14 protein-coding genes are annotated in these 15,055 nt (G+C 69.3%); 7 read left to right on the top strand and 7 right to left on the bottom strand.

What is annotated here, in order from left to right; translation table 11 throughout:
• Positions 1–163: 163 nt before the first annotated feature.
• Complete coding sequence (locus tag DY023_RS17175; RefSeq protein ID WP_116243558.1) at positions 164–754, bottom strand: MarR family winged helix-turn-helix transcriptional regulator; 591 nt, start codon at positions 752–754, stop codon at positions 164–166.
• Between the two features lie 87 nt (positions 755–841).
• Between DY023_RS17175 and DY023_RS18105 the strand changes: the two genes are divergently transcribed.
• A complete protein-coding gene (locus DY023_RS18105) occupies positions 842–1,381 on the top strand; it encodes a MarR family winged helix-turn-helix transcriptional regulator (protein WP_181905892.1) in 540 nt (179 codons plus the stop codon).
• A 187-nt stretch (positions 1,382–1,568) separates the two neighbouring features.
• Complete coding sequence (locus DY023_RS17165; protein ID WP_116243557.1) at positions 1,569–2,777, top strand: MFS transporter; 1,209 nt, start codon at positions 1,569–1,571, stop codon at positions 2,775–2,777.
• A 65-nt stretch (positions 2,778–2,842) separates the two neighbouring features.
• Here DY023_RS17165 and DY023_RS17160 read toward each other — a convergent pair whose 3' ends face one another.
• The 5 genes from DY023_RS17160 to DY023_RS17140 all read right to left on the bottom strand — a co-directional run bounded on the left by DY023_RS17160 (position 2,843) and on the right by DY023_RS17140 (position 8,803).
• Entirely contained in the window at positions 2,843–3,292 is a 450-nt protein-coding gene (locus DY023_RS17160; RefSeq protein ID WP_116243556.1) for a CocE/NonD family hydrolase C-terminal non-catalytic domain-containing protein, read from the bottom strand.
• Positions 3,293–3,481: 189 nt separating this feature from the next.
• Entirely contained in the window at positions 3,482–4,381 is a 900-nt protein-coding gene (locus DY023_RS17155; RefSeq protein ID WP_181905891.1) for a helix-turn-helix transcriptional regulator, read from the bottom strand.
• 49 nt (positions 4,382–4,430) lie between these two features.
• Positions 4,431–5,858: an MFS transporter gene (locus tag DY023_RS17150; protein ID WP_116243682.1), complete on the bottom strand. Its 1,428-nt coding sequence runs from the start codon at positions 5,856–5,858 to the stop codon at positions 4,431–4,433.
• A gap of 65 nt (positions 5,859–5,923) precedes the next feature.
• Positions 5,924–8,101 carry a vWA domain-containing protein gene (locus DY023_RS17145; protein ID WP_116243555.1) on the bottom strand — a complete coding sequence of 726 codons (2,178 nt, stop codon included), beginning with the start codon at positions 8,099–8,101 and terminating at the stop codon, positions 5,924–5,926.
• A 144-nt stretch (positions 8,102–8,245) separates the two neighbouring features.
• Positions 8,246–8,803 (bottom strand): hypothetical protein, encoded by a 558-nt coding sequence (locus DY023_RS17140; protein WP_116243554.1) that lies wholly within the window; start codon positions 8,801–8,803, stop codon positions 8,246–8,248.
• Positions 8,804–8,945: 142 nt separating this feature from the next.
• Here DY023_RS17140 and DY023_RS17135 point away from each other — a divergent pair, with 142 nt between their 5' ends.
• The 5 genes from DY023_RS17135 to DY023_RS17115 all read left to right on the top strand — a co-directional run bounded on the left by DY023_RS17135 (position 8,946) and on the right by DY023_RS17115 (position 13,551).
• Entirely contained in the window at positions 8,946–9,413 is a 468-nt protein-coding gene (locus tag DY023_RS17135) for a DUF3817 domain-containing protein (protein ID WP_116243553.1), read from the top strand.
• 257 nt (positions 9,414–9,670) lie between these two features.
• Positions 9,671–11,527 carry a molecular chaperone DnaK gene (gene dnaK, locus DY023_RS17130; RefSeq protein ID WP_116243552.1) on the top strand — a complete coding sequence of 619 codons (1,857 nt, stop codon included), beginning with the start codon at positions 9,671–9,673 and terminating at the stop codon, positions 11,525–11,527.
• Between the two features lie 2 nt (positions 11,528–11,529).
• On the top strand, positions 11,530–12,117 hold the full coding sequence (locus tag DY023_RS17125) for a nucleotide exchange factor GrpE (RefSeq protein ID WP_116243551.1): 588 nt from the start codon (positions 11,530–11,532) through the stop codon (positions 12,115–12,117).
• Between the two features lie 7 nt (positions 12,118–12,124).
• A complete protein-coding gene (locus DY023_RS17120; protein WP_116243550.1) occupies positions 12,125–13,102 on the top strand; it encodes a DnaJ C-terminal domain-containing protein in 978 nt (325 codons plus the stop codon).
• A gap of 11 nt (positions 13,103–13,113) precedes the next feature.
• The gene (locus DY023_RS17115) at positions 13,114–13,551 is read left to right on the top strand and encodes a heat shock protein transcriptional repressor HspR (RefSeq protein ID WP_245958763.1); all 438 of its coding nucleotides are present in this window, start codon (positions 13,114–13,116) and stop codon (positions 13,549–13,551) included.
• 4 nt (positions 13,552–13,555) lie between these two features.
• Here DY023_RS17115 and mgtE read toward each other — a convergent pair whose 3' ends face one another.
• The gene (gene mgtE / locus DY023_RS17110; RefSeq protein ID WP_116243549.1) at positions 13,556–14,914 is read right to left on the bottom strand and encodes a magnesium transporter; all 1,359 of its coding nucleotides are present in this window, start codon (positions 14,912–14,914) and stop codon (positions 13,556–13,558) included.
• Positions 14,915–15,055: the final 141 nt, after the last annotated feature.

The raw sequence follows: 15,055 nt of genomic DNA, 5'->3' as shown, positions 1-15,055 counted from the left end.
CGGCTTCTGCTGCGCTGCCCGCCGAGTGAACCGGCAGTCGCCGAGTCGTCGGCAGGTGGTTCAGTCGACGGCAGGTGGTTCAGTCAGATGAAGCGCGGGCTGACGCGAAGAGGCCTCGAACGCGGATGACGCGGTCGAGGCCCCTGGCCGAGCGGCTCACCGCTCAGTGGGTGTGGATATGGATGTGCTGCACCTGCGGGGCGTGCCCGCGACCGTGGCCCCAGTGTCCATGTCCGCGGCGGTCGCCGTCGAACGGGGCGCCCTCGAAGGCGCGGTGCTCGTGGTGGCCGTGGCCGTGCGGGCCGAAGCGGTGCTCGCCGTGTCCACCGTGGCGGTGTCCGCGGTGGTGTCCGCGGTGGCGACGGGGGAGCGGCTTGCCCTCCTCGTAACCGAATGCGCGGGCGATGTTCTCGAGCGACGCCGTCAGGACGGCGTAGTCCTCGGGGGTGACGACGTCGGAGACCTGCGCGCGGATGCCGTCGACGACGGCGCCCAGGCGCTCCTTGGCGGCGCGACCGGAGTCGGTGAGCTGCCAGGTGCCGGAGGTGCGGGTGATCCAGCCGCGCTCGGCGAGCCGGCGGATCTTCGGGGTGTGCGGGTCGCCGCCTTCGGCGACGACGTTCAGCAGTCGCCAATCACGGCGGGTGAGTCCTTCGTTCTCGAAGGCGGTGGCGAATCGCTCGGCCATCAGGCGGTCGATCGCCGTGATCCAGAAGCCGAACGGGCGGGCGGTGTTTTTCTCTGAGCTGTTCATGAGAGGTCCTTTACTTGTCATGTTGCATGTATATGCAGTGTGACATGCAATGTAGGTATATGTCAAGTCACATGTAAAATCGGATGCATGAGCAGCCCGTCGAAAGACCCCGCAGACCTGATCGCCGACGCGCTCTCACGGCTGCGCGGGCGCGGACCGTCACGGGCGCACGAAGGGCACGGCCGGGAGGGACACGGCGGTCCGCACGGGCACGGCGGGATGCACGGACATCCCGGCCCGCACGGGGGAGGACCCTGGGGCCGGCACGGCGGCTGGGGCGGACCTGGCATGCGTGACTTCCCGGCGCGGCTGCGGATGCTCGAGGCGCTCGCCGCGGCATCCGCTCCGCTCGGCGTGAGCGATCTTGCGGACGCGATCGGCGTCGACCAGCCGCGGGCCTCGCGGCTGGTGCAGCAGGGCGTCGAGAACGGCTGGGTCCGCCGCGAGGCCGACCCCGACGACGCCCGTCGCACGCGGATCGTGCTGACCGACGACGGCAGGCGGATGCTGGGCGGGGTGCGCGGGCAGCGTCGCGACCGGCTCGACCGCGCGCTCGCCGCGCTGAGCGAGGACGAGCGCGCGGAGCTCGCGCGCCTGCTGGGGAAGCTCGCCGACAACTGGGAGTGACCTCTCCCGCTGGCTGCGCTTTGCACCGCGTGGTCGGTTTCGCATGCTCGACGGCGTTTTGGGGTGCGGTTTCGACCGCGTGGTCGGTTGTGCATGTGCAGTACCCGCCGCCGGGATCCGGACGATCGGTCGGATGCCCCGGACGCACCGTCGGGCGAACCTGGCTGCGCCTCGGAAAGCTGGAACCATGACCACGACCGCCCCTGTTCCCGTGACGACCGCCCCCGCTGCGCCGCGACTGCGCTACGGCGCGCTGCTCACGATGACCGCGATGAGCTTCCTGCTCGTCACGGCCGAGTTCCTGCCGGGCGGAGTGCTCACCGAGATCGCCGGCGACATCGGCGTGAGCACCGGGCAGGCCGGACTGATGGTCGCCGTCACGGCGCTCGCCGGGCTGATCGTCGCCCCGACCGTCGGTCTGATGTTCCCGCGCCTGGACCGCCGCTCGCTGCTGGTGTGGATGGCCGTCGCCGCGACCGTCTCGAACGCGATCGTCGCGATCGCCCCGAACCTGCCGCTGCTGCTCATCGGCCGTGTGCTGCTCGGCGGCGCGCTGTCGGCCTTCTGGGCGATGTCGATCACCGTGGCCGCGAAGATCGCCGGTCCCGACCGGCTGGGCAAGGCGGTGATGTTCACCACGGCCGGAGGCTCGCTCGCCACGGTCGCAGGTGTGCCCGTGGGCGTGATGCTCAGCGGTGTCGTCGGCTGGCAGGGCGTCTTCGGCCTCGCCGCCCTGGCCACGGGGCTGCTCGCGGTGGCGCTGCGTGTGCTGCTGCCGCAGGTGCCGTCGGAGGGGTCATCGTCGCTGCGGGCGCTGGTGGGCACGCTGCGCCTGCCCGGCATCGGGCTGGGCTTCGTGGGGCACATGCTCGTCGTGCTCGGGCACTTCCTCGCCTACACCTACATCCGGGTCGCGCTGGAGCGCGTGCAGGACGGCGGCACTCCGATCGATGCAGGCCTGATCATCGCTCTGCTGGCGGCGTTCGGCATCGGCGGTCTCGCGGGCAACTTCCTGATCGGACTGATCGTCGACCGCACCTACGCCGTGCTGGCCGTGATCACTCCGGTCGTGGTCGCCGCGAGCGCGATCGTGCTGATCGCGGCATCCGGTTCGCCGTTCCTCGTCGGCGTCGCATCGTTCGTGTGGGGATTCTTCTTCGCATCCTGGCTGCTGATCGTGAACACGTGGGTGGGCAAGCGGATGCCGGATCGGCTGGAAGCCGGCGGCAGCATCTCGGTGGTCGGATTCCAGGCGGCGATCATGATCGCCGCGGCGGTCGGCGGGCTGCTGGTCGACGGGCTGGGCATCGTGCCTGTCTACCTGGTGGGGGCGGCGAGCCTGGTGGTCGGCGCGGTTCTGTTCGGGCTGTCGGATCGGGCGGCAGCGAGGGCCTGACCCGACGGCAGATGCCCCTCCTCGGAGATTCCGAGGAGGGGCATCTGTGCTCTGCGGAGCGGAGGTCAGTCCTCCAGGCCGCGCAGCAGATCCTGAGCGGTCGGCAGGGTGCCGTCGACCAGGTTCTCGGTGTCCTCGACCTTCAGCTTGCCCGGGCCGAACCCGCTCATCGGGCTGGAGACCGGCAGGTTGAGCTTCGTCTGGGAGAGGTCGATCGTGTACGGGTTGCGGGCGGTGTCGGGCATGATCACGCCGTTGTTGCTGCCCGTGATGACCAGACCGAGCTGGTGCCCGGCCGGTACCACGACGTCGTTGGCGGCCAGCTCGACGGTGCCCTTGTGGTCACCGGCGCCGTCCAGTCGCATCCAGCCGCGGGCCAGCACCTGCAGGTCGCTGGTCTGCACGCGCTTGGCGACGTCGATGTAGCAGGCGTCGTCGGTCGCGGTCTCCGCACCCCAGCACGACTCGGTGTCGAGGTTCATCGCCCCGTCGCCGCTCGCCGAGACGCGATCCATCGTGTTGCGGAGCCCAGGGCCAGCGGCGCGACAACTGCCGCCGTCCCGAGAACGGCGAGGAACTTCGTCTTCATTGATCAAACCTTCCGTAGGAGACTGCTGTGTTTCCTCTCGGTGTCAATTGCGACGTTTCACACACTACCGACCGGCCCTGCCTCGCCAGGGGCGGGGCCGGCCTCGATGAAGGTCTCAGGCGGTGGCGAGCCGGCGCTGCGCGCGCCAGGCCGAGGGAGTGTCGCCGACATGGCGGCGGAACGCCCGGCTGAATCCCTCGTCCGAGGCGTAGCCGAGCTCGCGCGACACCACGCTCACACCGAGTCCGCGCGAGAGCAGTTCCTGCGCGGAGCGCATCCGCACGGAGGTGACGTAGCCCGCGGGGGACTGGCCGTAGGTCTCTCGGAATCGCTCGGCGAAGACCGAGCGCGACATCGCGCCGACGGCCGCGAGCGACTCGACCGTCCAGTCCCGGCCGGGGTCGGCGTGGATCGCGTCGACGACGCGGTCGAGGAAGGGATCGGATGCCGCGTAAGGCCAGCCCTCGGGCGCGCAGCCGTTCGCCGCCCAGGCGCGGATCACCGACGCGAGGACCGTCTTCGCCATCATCCGGCAGATCGGGCCGTCGCCGCTGCGGTTCTCGCACTCCGCGCCGGCATCGACGCCCATGACCTGCGCGAGCGCCGCAGCCGCGGGCTCGAGGGTGGCGAAGCCGGTGATCCAGGCGAGGTCGGGCAGCAGCGCGGCGATGTGCGCGGCCTCGTCGGCGAGGGCGAGTTCGGAGACCAGGACGGATGCCGCACCCTGCGCGACCAGGGTCGTCGTGTGCTGTCCGCCCACGAGCAGCACGTCACCGGTGCCGATGCTCCGACCCGACAGACCGGCGGACCGGATCTGCAGTTCACCGGAGAGCACGTAGGCGAAGGCCAGCGCGTCCGGGTCGAGCACGAGCGTTTCGTCGGCGAGGCGGTATCGGAGCTGCTCACGGATGCGCACTTCGACGGCCTCGAGCAGCGTCTCGAGCGCTGCGCCCGGATCGCCGGCGCCCCGGTCATCGCCGCCCGCGCGCGGCGGCGTCATCGCGATCAGGCTCATGAGAAGGCGAACCTCAGGCCCGCCGACGGTATTCCAGCCGCAGGAAGCCTCAGACCCTGACATCCTTCGGGAAGCGCACGAACATCAGCAGCACCAGCCCGATCAGCAGGATCAGCCCGATCCCCAGCACGCCGTAGATGATCCCCCCGAACCAGAGCAGGAACAGCGACCAGGCCAGCGGCGACAGGAACGACGCGACGCGGCCCGTCGTGGCATACAGGCCGAAGATCTCGCCCTGCTGATCCGGCGGGGTGAGCCGGGTGAGCAGGCTGCGGCTGGCGGCCTGCGCCGGCCCGACGAAGGCGCACAGCAGCAGACCGCACACCCAGAACACGATCGTGCCGAGGTCGCGCAGCGCGAACACCACGAACGCCATCGCAACGAGTCCGATGAGGGTGATCATGATGAGTCGCCGCGGGCCGATTGCGTCGTCGACGCGGCCGGCGAGCAGCGTCGAGACGCCGGCGACGAGGTTCGCGGCTAGACCGAACACGATCACCTCGAGGAACGAGAAGCCGAAGCCCTGCGCCGCCAGCACGGCGCCGAACGCGAAGACTCCGGCCAGGCCGTCGCGGTAGACGGCGGCTGCGAGCATGAACCAGAACGTCGGCCGGTTGGTGCGGAACAGGTTCGCGATGTTGTGCCCCAGCACGACGTACGCGCGGAAGAAGCCCACCTTCGGTGAGGTGCCGTACGCCGGCGACTCCGGCACGTTGCGGAACATGGGGATCGAGAACACCAGCGTCCACACGGCGCAGATCACCGCGACGAGTTTGAACGCGAGCGGCTCGTCCTGGCCGATCAGGAAGAGCACCGGGATGCACAGGATCAGCGCGACGACGCCGCCGACGTAGCCCAGGCCCCAGCCGAGACCCGAGATGCGGCCGACGTTCTTCGGGGTCGACACCTCGGACAGCATCGCGTAGTAGCTGACGTTGCCGATCTCGCCGATGACCGCCGCGATCGCGACGGCGAGGGCACCGAACCAGAAGAACTTCGGATCGGCCTCGACGAAGAACAGGGAGAACTGCACCAGCGCGATCGCGATCGTCGCGCCCATCACCCACTTCTTCTTGCTGCCGCGCGCGTCCGCCTGCTGGCCGAGCACCGGGGCGAGCAGCAGGATCAGGATGCCGGCGGCGAAGTTCGCCCAGCCCCACCACTCCGACAGATCGGTCAGCCCCTGGCAGTACGCGGTGCCCAGGTTGGCGGTGTCGTTGCAGCTCAGGTACGAGCCGTCCGCGAGCAGCCCGGACTCGCGCACCTCCGGCTCGAGGAACATCCGGCTCGTGAGATAGAGCGCGATCCAGACGAAGGTCAGAATGACGGTGTTGAACGGCTGCATCGCCCAGTCCCACATCGCCCACGAGAGCACTCGCTTGCGGGGGATCGGCGTCTCGTCACCGCCGTCGACCGTGGCGCCGAACGCCGCGAGAGACCTGGTGTCGGCGGTGGGCGGCGGAACGTCAGCGGTCATGGGCGTCACGCTACCGGATGCCGGTGACGCGCGGGCGAACAGCCTGCGTCACCGGCATCCGTTCGTCAGAAACTGGTGACGAGGTCGCCGAGCACCTCTTTGAGCTGCGTCGGATCCGTCGCGTCGTAGTAGTGCGCACCCGTCGCGCCCGAGATGTCCTTCAGCGCCTGCACGTCGGCATCCTTGCCGTAGGCGAGCGTGAAGATCAGCACCGGAGTGTTGTCGTGGTGCAGGCCCTCGAGCGTCTTGAGCATCTGCGCGGCCGTGGTGGTGTCGTGGTTCGTGTCGTTCTCGCCGTCGCTGAGCAGCACGATCGCGTTGATGTGGTCGGATGCCCACGACGCGGCCTGCTTCTTCGCGAACGTGTCGACCGCCTCGTACAGCGGGGTGTCGCCCATCGAGGTGATGCTGTCGAGCTGGCTGACGAACTTCTTCTTGGTCTGGCGGATGTCGGCGACCGGGGCCAGCTGGCCGGGAACCAGCTTGCCGTCCGGGTTCTGCGCGAAGGCGGCAAGGCCCACGTCATCGCCCTCTGTGAAGTGGTCGAGCGCGGCGCCGACGGCCTTCTTCGCCAGGGTGAGGCGGGTGTCGGTCGCCGTCACAGGCTCGTCCATCGATCCCGAGACATCGAGCAGGAACAGTACATTCGCGCGCTTGCGGACCTCGGGGAAGGCAGCCTGGGCGGCGAGCAGTACCTCGGCGCTGGTGGACAGCTGCGTCTTCGTGCCCTTCTTGTCGAGCTGGGCGATCTGCGCCACGTGGTCGTCGAGCTCGCGGTTCAGGTCGCGGTAGCCGGCCTCGCGCACCACGGTCTGCCCCTCTTCCGTACCGGTGAAGCGGATGAAGTCCGCCGCGGCGGACTGCTGCTTGGCATCCACCCAGTCGCCGGTCAGCGGGATCGCGGGATTGTCGGCCGAGTATGCGCCGTCGGCCGGGTAGACCGGAACCAGCGGATCGACCGGCGGCTGCCCCACCGCACGCGTGACGCCGTCGCGGCTGGAGATGCCGCGGTTGTAGTCCCAGATCGACTTCTCGTCGACGATGACCGCGGACAGGAAGTCGGCAGAGGACCCCTTTCCTTCGGCCTGCCGGGCGTGCCAGAGGAAGTGCTCGGGCGTGGCCATGTAGTGGCTGGTGGCGAGCTCCTGGTCGTGCACCTTGCGGCGCACCGTCGGATCGGCGATGTCCTCGGTGGTCACCTCGCCGACGTCGTCGGCGGCGACTCCGTAAGAGGCGAGCATCGCCGCGGCGCCGGAGGTCGCCACGAGAGGGCTGGTCTTGCCCAGCTTGAACGTGCCCCACTCCGGATGCCCGGCGTCGACCCAGACGTCGGGGTCGCCCGCGGCCTGGAAGATCTCGGCCCAGGTCGGGGCTTTGTCGGACCAGCCGATCGCGTCGGCCAGGGAGTGCGGCATGGCGGGGACGACGTCGGAGAACGCGACCAGGGTGCGCTCACCCACGGGCGCCGCGTCACCGGCATCCGCGAGCCACATCGACGAATCCGGCAGCCAGACGGTGGGGCGCTGGTCGGCGGCGAACCTCGAGAACGAGGCGGCGGCGTCCTCGGCGGCGACACCGGACTTCGACTTCGAGGTCGTGACGGTTACGCACGAGCCGTCCACATCGCGGGGCTTCTCGTTGTAGGCCTTCGCGAGGTTCTCCACCATCTCGGCGTTCTCGAACGACGAGAGCACGCGCACCGAGGTGCACGGCCCTGCGCCGGCCGCCGCCGCGGGGGTGTCCTTCGGGAACTCGATCGGCGCGGGCTCCTTGGCCACTGCTGCCGGCGGCGCTGCGGCTTCGGCGGCCTTGTCCGACATCGACGAGGCGATGCCGGCCGTCACGGCGGCCAGCGAGCCCAGCAGCACGGTGATCACGGCCACCATCGCGATCAGCACGGTGCGGCGGCGCTTCGCCGGCGTGGCGTCGGCCGCTCCGGCCGCTCCGGCCGGGGGAGTCGCGCCGCCGTCGCCGCCGTCCACCTGCAGCATCGGGCGGGTCGGGACGCCGGATGCCGGTCGGGTGCGCAGACCGGTTGCCGGCTCCTCCGCCTCAGACGAACGGGCCGCCGTCCCCACCGCTGCCGAGCGCGGCAGCGGGCCGGATGCCGGCACCTGCGGGCGCGGACGAGGACGCAGCTGCGGCTCGTGCGTGATCGGCTTCGCGGGCACGGTGGTGTCACCTGTCGCCGGGTCGAACTCGATGTGCGTCGAGCGGCGCGGCGGAAGGGGGGTTTCGGGCATGGCGAGGTTATTCCGGTCGGGGGGTCGGGCTCACGACCCACTGCAGCCTTCGGGTGACGGCGAGGGGCGGTCCGCTTGATTATAGGGCGGCACGCGGGCGGGAAAACAGGGGTGACGAGGGGAGATCTGGTATACCGACGCGGTTCACGCGCCGGATGTGTTCAGCATTCCGATGATCACCGCCGTCCACCACGCGATCTGCGAGGTGGCCGCGCTGCTCAGGCACCACAGCTTCAGCCGGGTCGGCGCAGCCGCGAAGCGGGTGTCAGGCGGCATCCGGCGCAGGGTGTCGGTGAGCCTGCCCAGTGCGACGCCGTTCATGGCGGCGACGAAGACCGCGACCATCTTCAGGGCGGTGATCGGCTCATCGAGGCTGGGCTGCAGGAACGCGCCGGTGAACAGCAGACCCGTGATGCCGGCCCAGGCGAGCGGGGTGACGGACCTCTCGAACAGCCACAGGTCGCTGAGCTGCTGCGCTCCCGTCACCCAGCGCAGCGCCTTCACGTCGAGCATGACGGTTGCGCCCAGTCCGGCGATGACGGATGCCAGGTGCGTGAACAGCATCGGAAGGTGCATCCACGGTGCGGGCTGAATCTGCGTGCTGATCCAGAGAGAGGCGAACATGCCGATCGAGACGGCCCAGTAGCCGAGCGCACGGCGGTGTCGGGCGAGCGATCGTCGCTCGCTGAGTGCGATGCTCACGGGCGGCGCGTCTCCTCGGATCCCCAGTGGTGCTGAGGCACCGCGCTGATTCTATAGCCGTATCGATCGAAAGGACGATGGTCGGCGGAGGCATTCGGTAACGATCCTGCCTAACCTGGAGGGACCCGACCCGAGGAGACCCGTGTTCACCACACCCGCGCGTCTGTTCCGCGTGCTCGCGATCGCAGAGGCGATCACCTGGACCCTGCTGATCAGCGCCCTCGTCGCGCGCGCGGTGGGTGCTCCGCCGGCCCTGGTCACCGTGGCCGGCGGCATCCACGGCTTCGTGTTCCTCTCTTATGGGGCGACCGCCGTGCTGCTCGCCTTCCACCAGCGCTGGCACGTCGGCGTCGCGATCACCGCGATCGCCAGCGCGATCGTGCCCTACGCCACGATCCCCGCCGAGATCTGGCTGCATCGCACCGGCCGGCTCACCGGCGAGTGGCGTCTGGACGAGACCGACGACCCGCGCGATCGCACCTGGTACGACCGCACCATGCGCTGGTTCCTGCACCGGCCGTGGGTGCTCGCGCTGCTGATCCTCGTGCTCGTCGCCGCGATCTTCGCGGTGCTGCTGATGGTGGGGCCTCCGCAGCTTCCGGGGAAGTGAGGTCGGCGGGCTGACGGCTCGGCGCCAGTGCAGGCGAACGACCCAGAACAGGACGGATGCGGCGCATTCGTCCTGTTTTCGCGTGTTGTCCTGTTCTGAGTGACTGGGTGAGCGCGCCATCCAGCCCGCAGAGTTGAGTGACCTCATATCAACTTTGAATTGACACTCTCCACCCCCGGGCGTACACTTGAGTCATCGCGACTCAGGTTTCCGGGTCGCAGCAGACTTCCCAGACAACAACCACAAGGAGAGAACACATGGCACGTGCTGTCGGTATCGACCTCGGAACCACCAACTCCGTCGTCAGCGTCCTCGAGGGCGGCGAGCCCAAGGTCATCGCCAACGCCGAGGGCTTCCGCACCACCCCCTCGGTGGTCGCCTTCACCAAGGATGGCGAGGTGCTCGTCGGCGAGACCGCCAAGCGCCAGGCCGTCACCAACGTCGACCGCACGATCTCGTCGGTCAAGCGCCACATGGGCACCGACTGGTCCTTCGACGTCGACGGCAAGAAGTGGACGCCGCAGGAGATCTCGGCCCGCATCCTGCAGAAGCTCAAGCGCGACGCCGAGGCGTACCTGGGCGACACCGTGACCGACGCGGTCATCACCGTCCCGGCGTACTTCAACGACGCCGAGCGCCAGGCCACCAAGGAGGCCGGCGAGATCTCGGGCCTCAATGTGCTGCGCATCATCAACGAGCCCACCGCGGCCGCCCTGGCCTACGGCCTCGACAAGGGCAAGGAGGACGAGCTCATCCTCGTCTTCGACCTCGGTGGCGGAACCTTCGACGTCTCCCTCCTCGAGGTGGGCAAGGACGACGACTTCTCCACGATCCAGGTGCGCGCCACCGCCGGTGACAACCGCCTCGGCGGCGACGACTGGGACCAGCGTCTCGTCGACTACCTGATCAAGCAGTTCAAGGAGACCACCGGCGTCGACGTCTCGGGTGACAAGATCGCGCTGCAGCGCCTCAAGGAGGCTGCTGAGCAGGCCAAGAAGGAGCTCTCCTCCTCGACCAGCACCAGCGTCAACCTGCCGTACCTGTCGCTGACCGACAGCGGCCCCGTCTCGCTGAGCGAGACCGTCACGCGCGCCAAGTTCGAGGACCTCACCAAGGACCTGCTCGACCGCACCAAGAAGCCGTTCGAGGACGTCATCCGCGAGGCGAACATCAAGGTCGCCGACATCGACCACATCGTGCTCGTCGGCGGTTCCACCCGCATGCCGGCCGTGGCCGAGCTGGTGAAGGCCGAGACCGGCAAGGACGCCAACAAGGGCGTCAACCCGGATGAGGTCGTCGCCGTGGGCGCCGCGCTGCAGGCCGGTGTGCTGAAGGGCGAGCGCAAGGACGTCCTGCTCATCGACGTCACCCCGCTGAGCCTCGGCATCGAGACCAAGGGCGGCATGATGACCAAGCTCATCGACCGCAACACCGCGATCCCGACCAAGCGCAGCGAGACCTTCACCACCGCGGACGACAACCAGCCGTCGGTGGCGATCCAGGTCTTCCAGGGCGAGCGCGAGTTCACCCGCGACAACAAGCCGCTGGGCACGTTCGAGCTGACCGGCATCGCGCCGGCTCCGCGCGGCATCCCGCAGATCGAGGTCACCTTCGACATCGACGCCAACGGCATCGTGCACGTGTCTGCCAAGGACAAGGGCACCGGCACCGAGAAGTCGATCGTCATCTCGGGCGGCTCGTCGCTGTCGAAGGACGACATCGAGCGCATGGTGCGCGAGGCCGAGGAGCACGCCGCCGAGGACAAGAAGCGTCGTGAGTCCGCGGAGACCCGCAACCAGGCCGAGACGCTCTCCTACTCGATCGAGAAGCTGATCAAGGAGAACGAGGACAAGCTGCCCGAAGACGTGAAGACCGAGGTTCAGGCCGACGTCGACGCGCTGAAGACGGCTCTGGCCGGCGAGGACGACGACGCGGTGAAGACCGCGTTCGACAAGCTGAACCAGTCGCAGTCCAAGCTCGGCGAGGCGATCTACGCGCAGGGCCAGGCGGATGCCGCGGCCGGCGAGCCGGCCGCTGACGCGGCGGGCGAGGCGACCTCCGACGAGGACGTCATCGACGCCGAGGTCGTGGACGACGAGGACGAGAAGAAGTAACGATGACCGACAAGAACTTCGACGAAGTTCCTGAGGACGAGGGGTCGGATGCTGCGGCATCCGGCCCCGCGCCGCAGGACGACGCATCCGAGGCCGAAGAGCTGACGATCGACGACATCCTGAGCGCCGAGCAGACCGCCGAGGCGGCTGCGGAGGACCACGCTCTGGAGGATGCCGAGAACGCCCTGCTCGTCGACCTGAAGCGCCTGCAGGCGGAGTACGCGAACTACCGTCGCCGCACCGAGGAGCAGCGCCACATCGAGATCGCCCGTGCGAAGGGCGAGGTCGCCAAGGGCCTGCTGCCCGTGCTGGACGACCTGGCGCGCGCCGAGCAGCACGGCGATCTCGCCGAGGGCTCCGCGTTCTCGGTGATCGCCGAGAAGCTCCGCTCCGTCGTCGACCGCCTCGGCGTCGTCGCCTACGGTGCGGCCGGCGAGGAGTTCGATCCGCAGCAGCACGAGGCGATCTTCCAGCAGCCCACCCCGGGTGCCACCACGTCGACGATCCTCGAGGTCGTCGAGGTCGGCTACCGGCTGGGCGACGTCGAACTGCGCCCGGCGAAGGTCGTGGTCGCCGTACCTGCGGAGTAGGTGATCGATGGCTAGTCAGGACTGGTTCGACAAGGACTTCTACAAGACGCTCGGCGTCAAGAAGGACGTCTCGGACGCCGAGCTGAAGAAGACGTACCGCAAGCTGGCGCGCAAGTACCACCCGGACTCCAACCCGGGGGATGCCAAGGCCGAGGCGACGTTCAAGGAGATCAGCGAGGCGTACTCGGTGCTCAGCGACCCTGAGCAGCGCAAGGAGTACGACGAGATCCGCGCCATGGGGTCGGGTGCGCGCTTCACCGCGCCCGGCGGCGGGGCGGGCGGCTTCGAGGACGTGTTCAGCCGGTTCGGGCAGGGCCGTGGCCAGCAGGCCGATTTCGACGACATCTTCGCAATGTTCAACCAGGGCGGCGGCTCGTTCGGCTCCGGCCGCTTCGGGCAGCCGTCCGGGGGATACCGCGGCTTCGGCGGCCCGCAGCGCGGCGCCGACGTCACCGCTCGCACCACGATCGACTTCGTCACCGCGGCGAAGGGCGAGACCATCTCGCTGCAGTCCGAGGACGGCAAGCCGTTCAAGGTGAAGATTCCCGCCGGCGTCGCCGACGGGCAGAAGATCCGGCTGCGCGGTCGCGGCCGTCCGTCGCCGGACGGCGGCGAGAACGGCGACATCGTGGTGCAGATCACGGTGCGCCCGCATCCGGTGTTCACCCGTGACGGGCAGAACCTGCGCCTGACGGTGCCGGTGACCTTCACCGAGGCCGCGCTCGGCGCGACCATCGAGGTGCCCACGCTCGACGGCGACACCGTCAAGCTGCGGGTCGCCCCCGGTACGCCGTCGGGGCGGGTGCTGCGCGTCAAGGGCCGCGGCATCACCACGAAGAAGGGCACCGGCGACCTGCTCGCCGAACTGCAGGTCGCCGTTCCGTCGCACCTCGACGAGGCCGCCAAGGCTGCTCTGGAGGCCTTCCAGGCCGCCGAGCCGAAGGAGAACCCGCGCGCCGAGATGATGGCGAAGGCGCGGGCGTGAAGGTGATGGGGATGGATGCCGACGAGGATGCTCCGGTCTACGCGATCGCGGTCGCGGCCGAGCTCTCCGGCATGCATCCCCAGACCCTTCGTCAGTACGACCGCATAGGACTGGTCGTCCCCGGTCGCACCCGCGGCGGTTCCCGCCGCTATTCGCAGCGCGACATCATGCAGTTGCGCGAGGTCGCACGCCTCTCCGCCGACGGCATGAGCCTGCCGGCGATCGCGCGGCTGCTCGACCTCGAGGACGAGGTGCGTGCGCTGCGCCACCGCGTGCGCGAGCTCGAGCAGACGCTGGATGCCGAACGGCGCAGCCGCCCCGGCGTGCGTGTCTTCGCCGCGGCGAGCAGCGGCCAGGTCGTCACCGTGCCGTCCGGCCGCCGCATCCGCCGCTCCACCGAGGTCATGCTGTGGAGCCCGCACCTCGCTTCCGACGGCCCGGAGGACTGACGCTTCAGATCCCGAGCACGGCCTTCGCGATGAGGAAGTAGATCACGAGGCCCGTCGCGTCGACGAACGTCGTGATGAACGGGTTCGAGAACACGGCCGGGTCGACGCGGATCGCGCGGGCGGCGAGCGGCATCATGCCGCCGACGGATGCCGCGACCGTGCACACCGCCACGAGCGTGAGTCCGATCACCAGGCCTACGTGCCACTCGTAGACGAGTCCGGCGATCGCGAAGCCGAGCAGCCCGAGCAGCAGCCCCAGGCAGAACCCGGTGCGCACCTCGCGGGAGAGCACCTTCAGCACATCGCGCGGCGTCACCTCACCCAGTGCGAGCGACCGGGTCACGGTGGTCGCCGCCTGGTTGCCGGTGTTGCCCCCGGTGCCGATCAGCAGCGGCACGAAGAGTGCCAGCACCGTCATCTGCGCGAGCGTCGCCTCGAAGGTGTCGAGCACCTGCACCGTCAGCGTCGCGCCGACCGCGAGCACCAGCAGCCAGATCACGCGCGATCGCACGAGCCGCCGGATCGGCGTGGACAGGTACGAGCGACGCAGCGGCTCGACGCCGCCCTGTCGTGCGGCATCCTCGCTCTCCTCCTGCTTGAGGATGCGGGCCGCGTCGTCGATCGTGAGGATGCCGACCAGCCGGTCCTCGCCGTCGACGATCGGCAGCGCGAGCAGCCCGTAGTCGGTGGTGCGGCGGGCCGCGGTCTCGGCGTCCTCCGAGACGACGGCGATGTGCGCCTCGTGCATGAGGTCGCCGATCAGCGCGTCATCCGTCGCGCCCATCAGGTCGCGCAGGCTGACGACGCCGACGACGCGGCGGCCGTGGTCGGTCACCGGCAGGGTGTAGACCGTCTCGGCTGAGTCGAGGGCGCCGCGGACGCGCGCCATCGTCGCCGCGACGGTGAGCTGAGGATGCGTGGTGACGAACTCCGGGCTCATCCGGCGCCCGATCGAGTCCTGCGGGTAGCCGAGCATGCCCGAGGTGAGGTCGCGCTCCTGCCGGGTCAGCCCGCGCAGCAGCCGAGGGGCGACGGATGCCGGCAGTTCGTCGAGCAGCCAGACCCGGTCGTCCGGGTCCATCTCGGCGAACAGGGTGGTCACCTCGGCGTTGCGCAGCGCCTGCACGAGATCGCCTTGAGTTCCGGGCGAGAGCGCCTCGAACACCTCGAGCGCCCTGCCCTTCGCGAGCAGACGATACAGGATCGCGGCATCTTCGATGCTGAGGCGATCGACGAGTTCGACGACTTCGGGAACCGTCAGCGGGGTGAGCACGGCGGATGCGCCGGCGAGGTCGTTCTGAGAGAGGAGCTGGCCGATCGTGTCGGCGGCCTCGGCAACGTTCTGAAGCTGCGTGGGGGTCATGGTCGTGCCTTCGCAGAGAAAGCCGCCCCACCGCGGCGATCAGTTCGGGCTGATCAGCGGTGCGGAGCGGAAGCGGATGGGTGAGACGCGTCTGCGACTGTGACTGTCACTGGACATGGGGCACCACCTCGCTTCCCGTTC

The organism is Microbacterium bovistercoris (assembly GCF_003387575.1).
Lineage (GTDB): Bacteria > Actinomycetota > Actinomycetes > Actinomycetales > Microbacteriaceae > Microbacterium > Microbacterium bovistercoris.
This window is presented reverse-complemented; position numbering and strand designations above follow the sequence as displayed.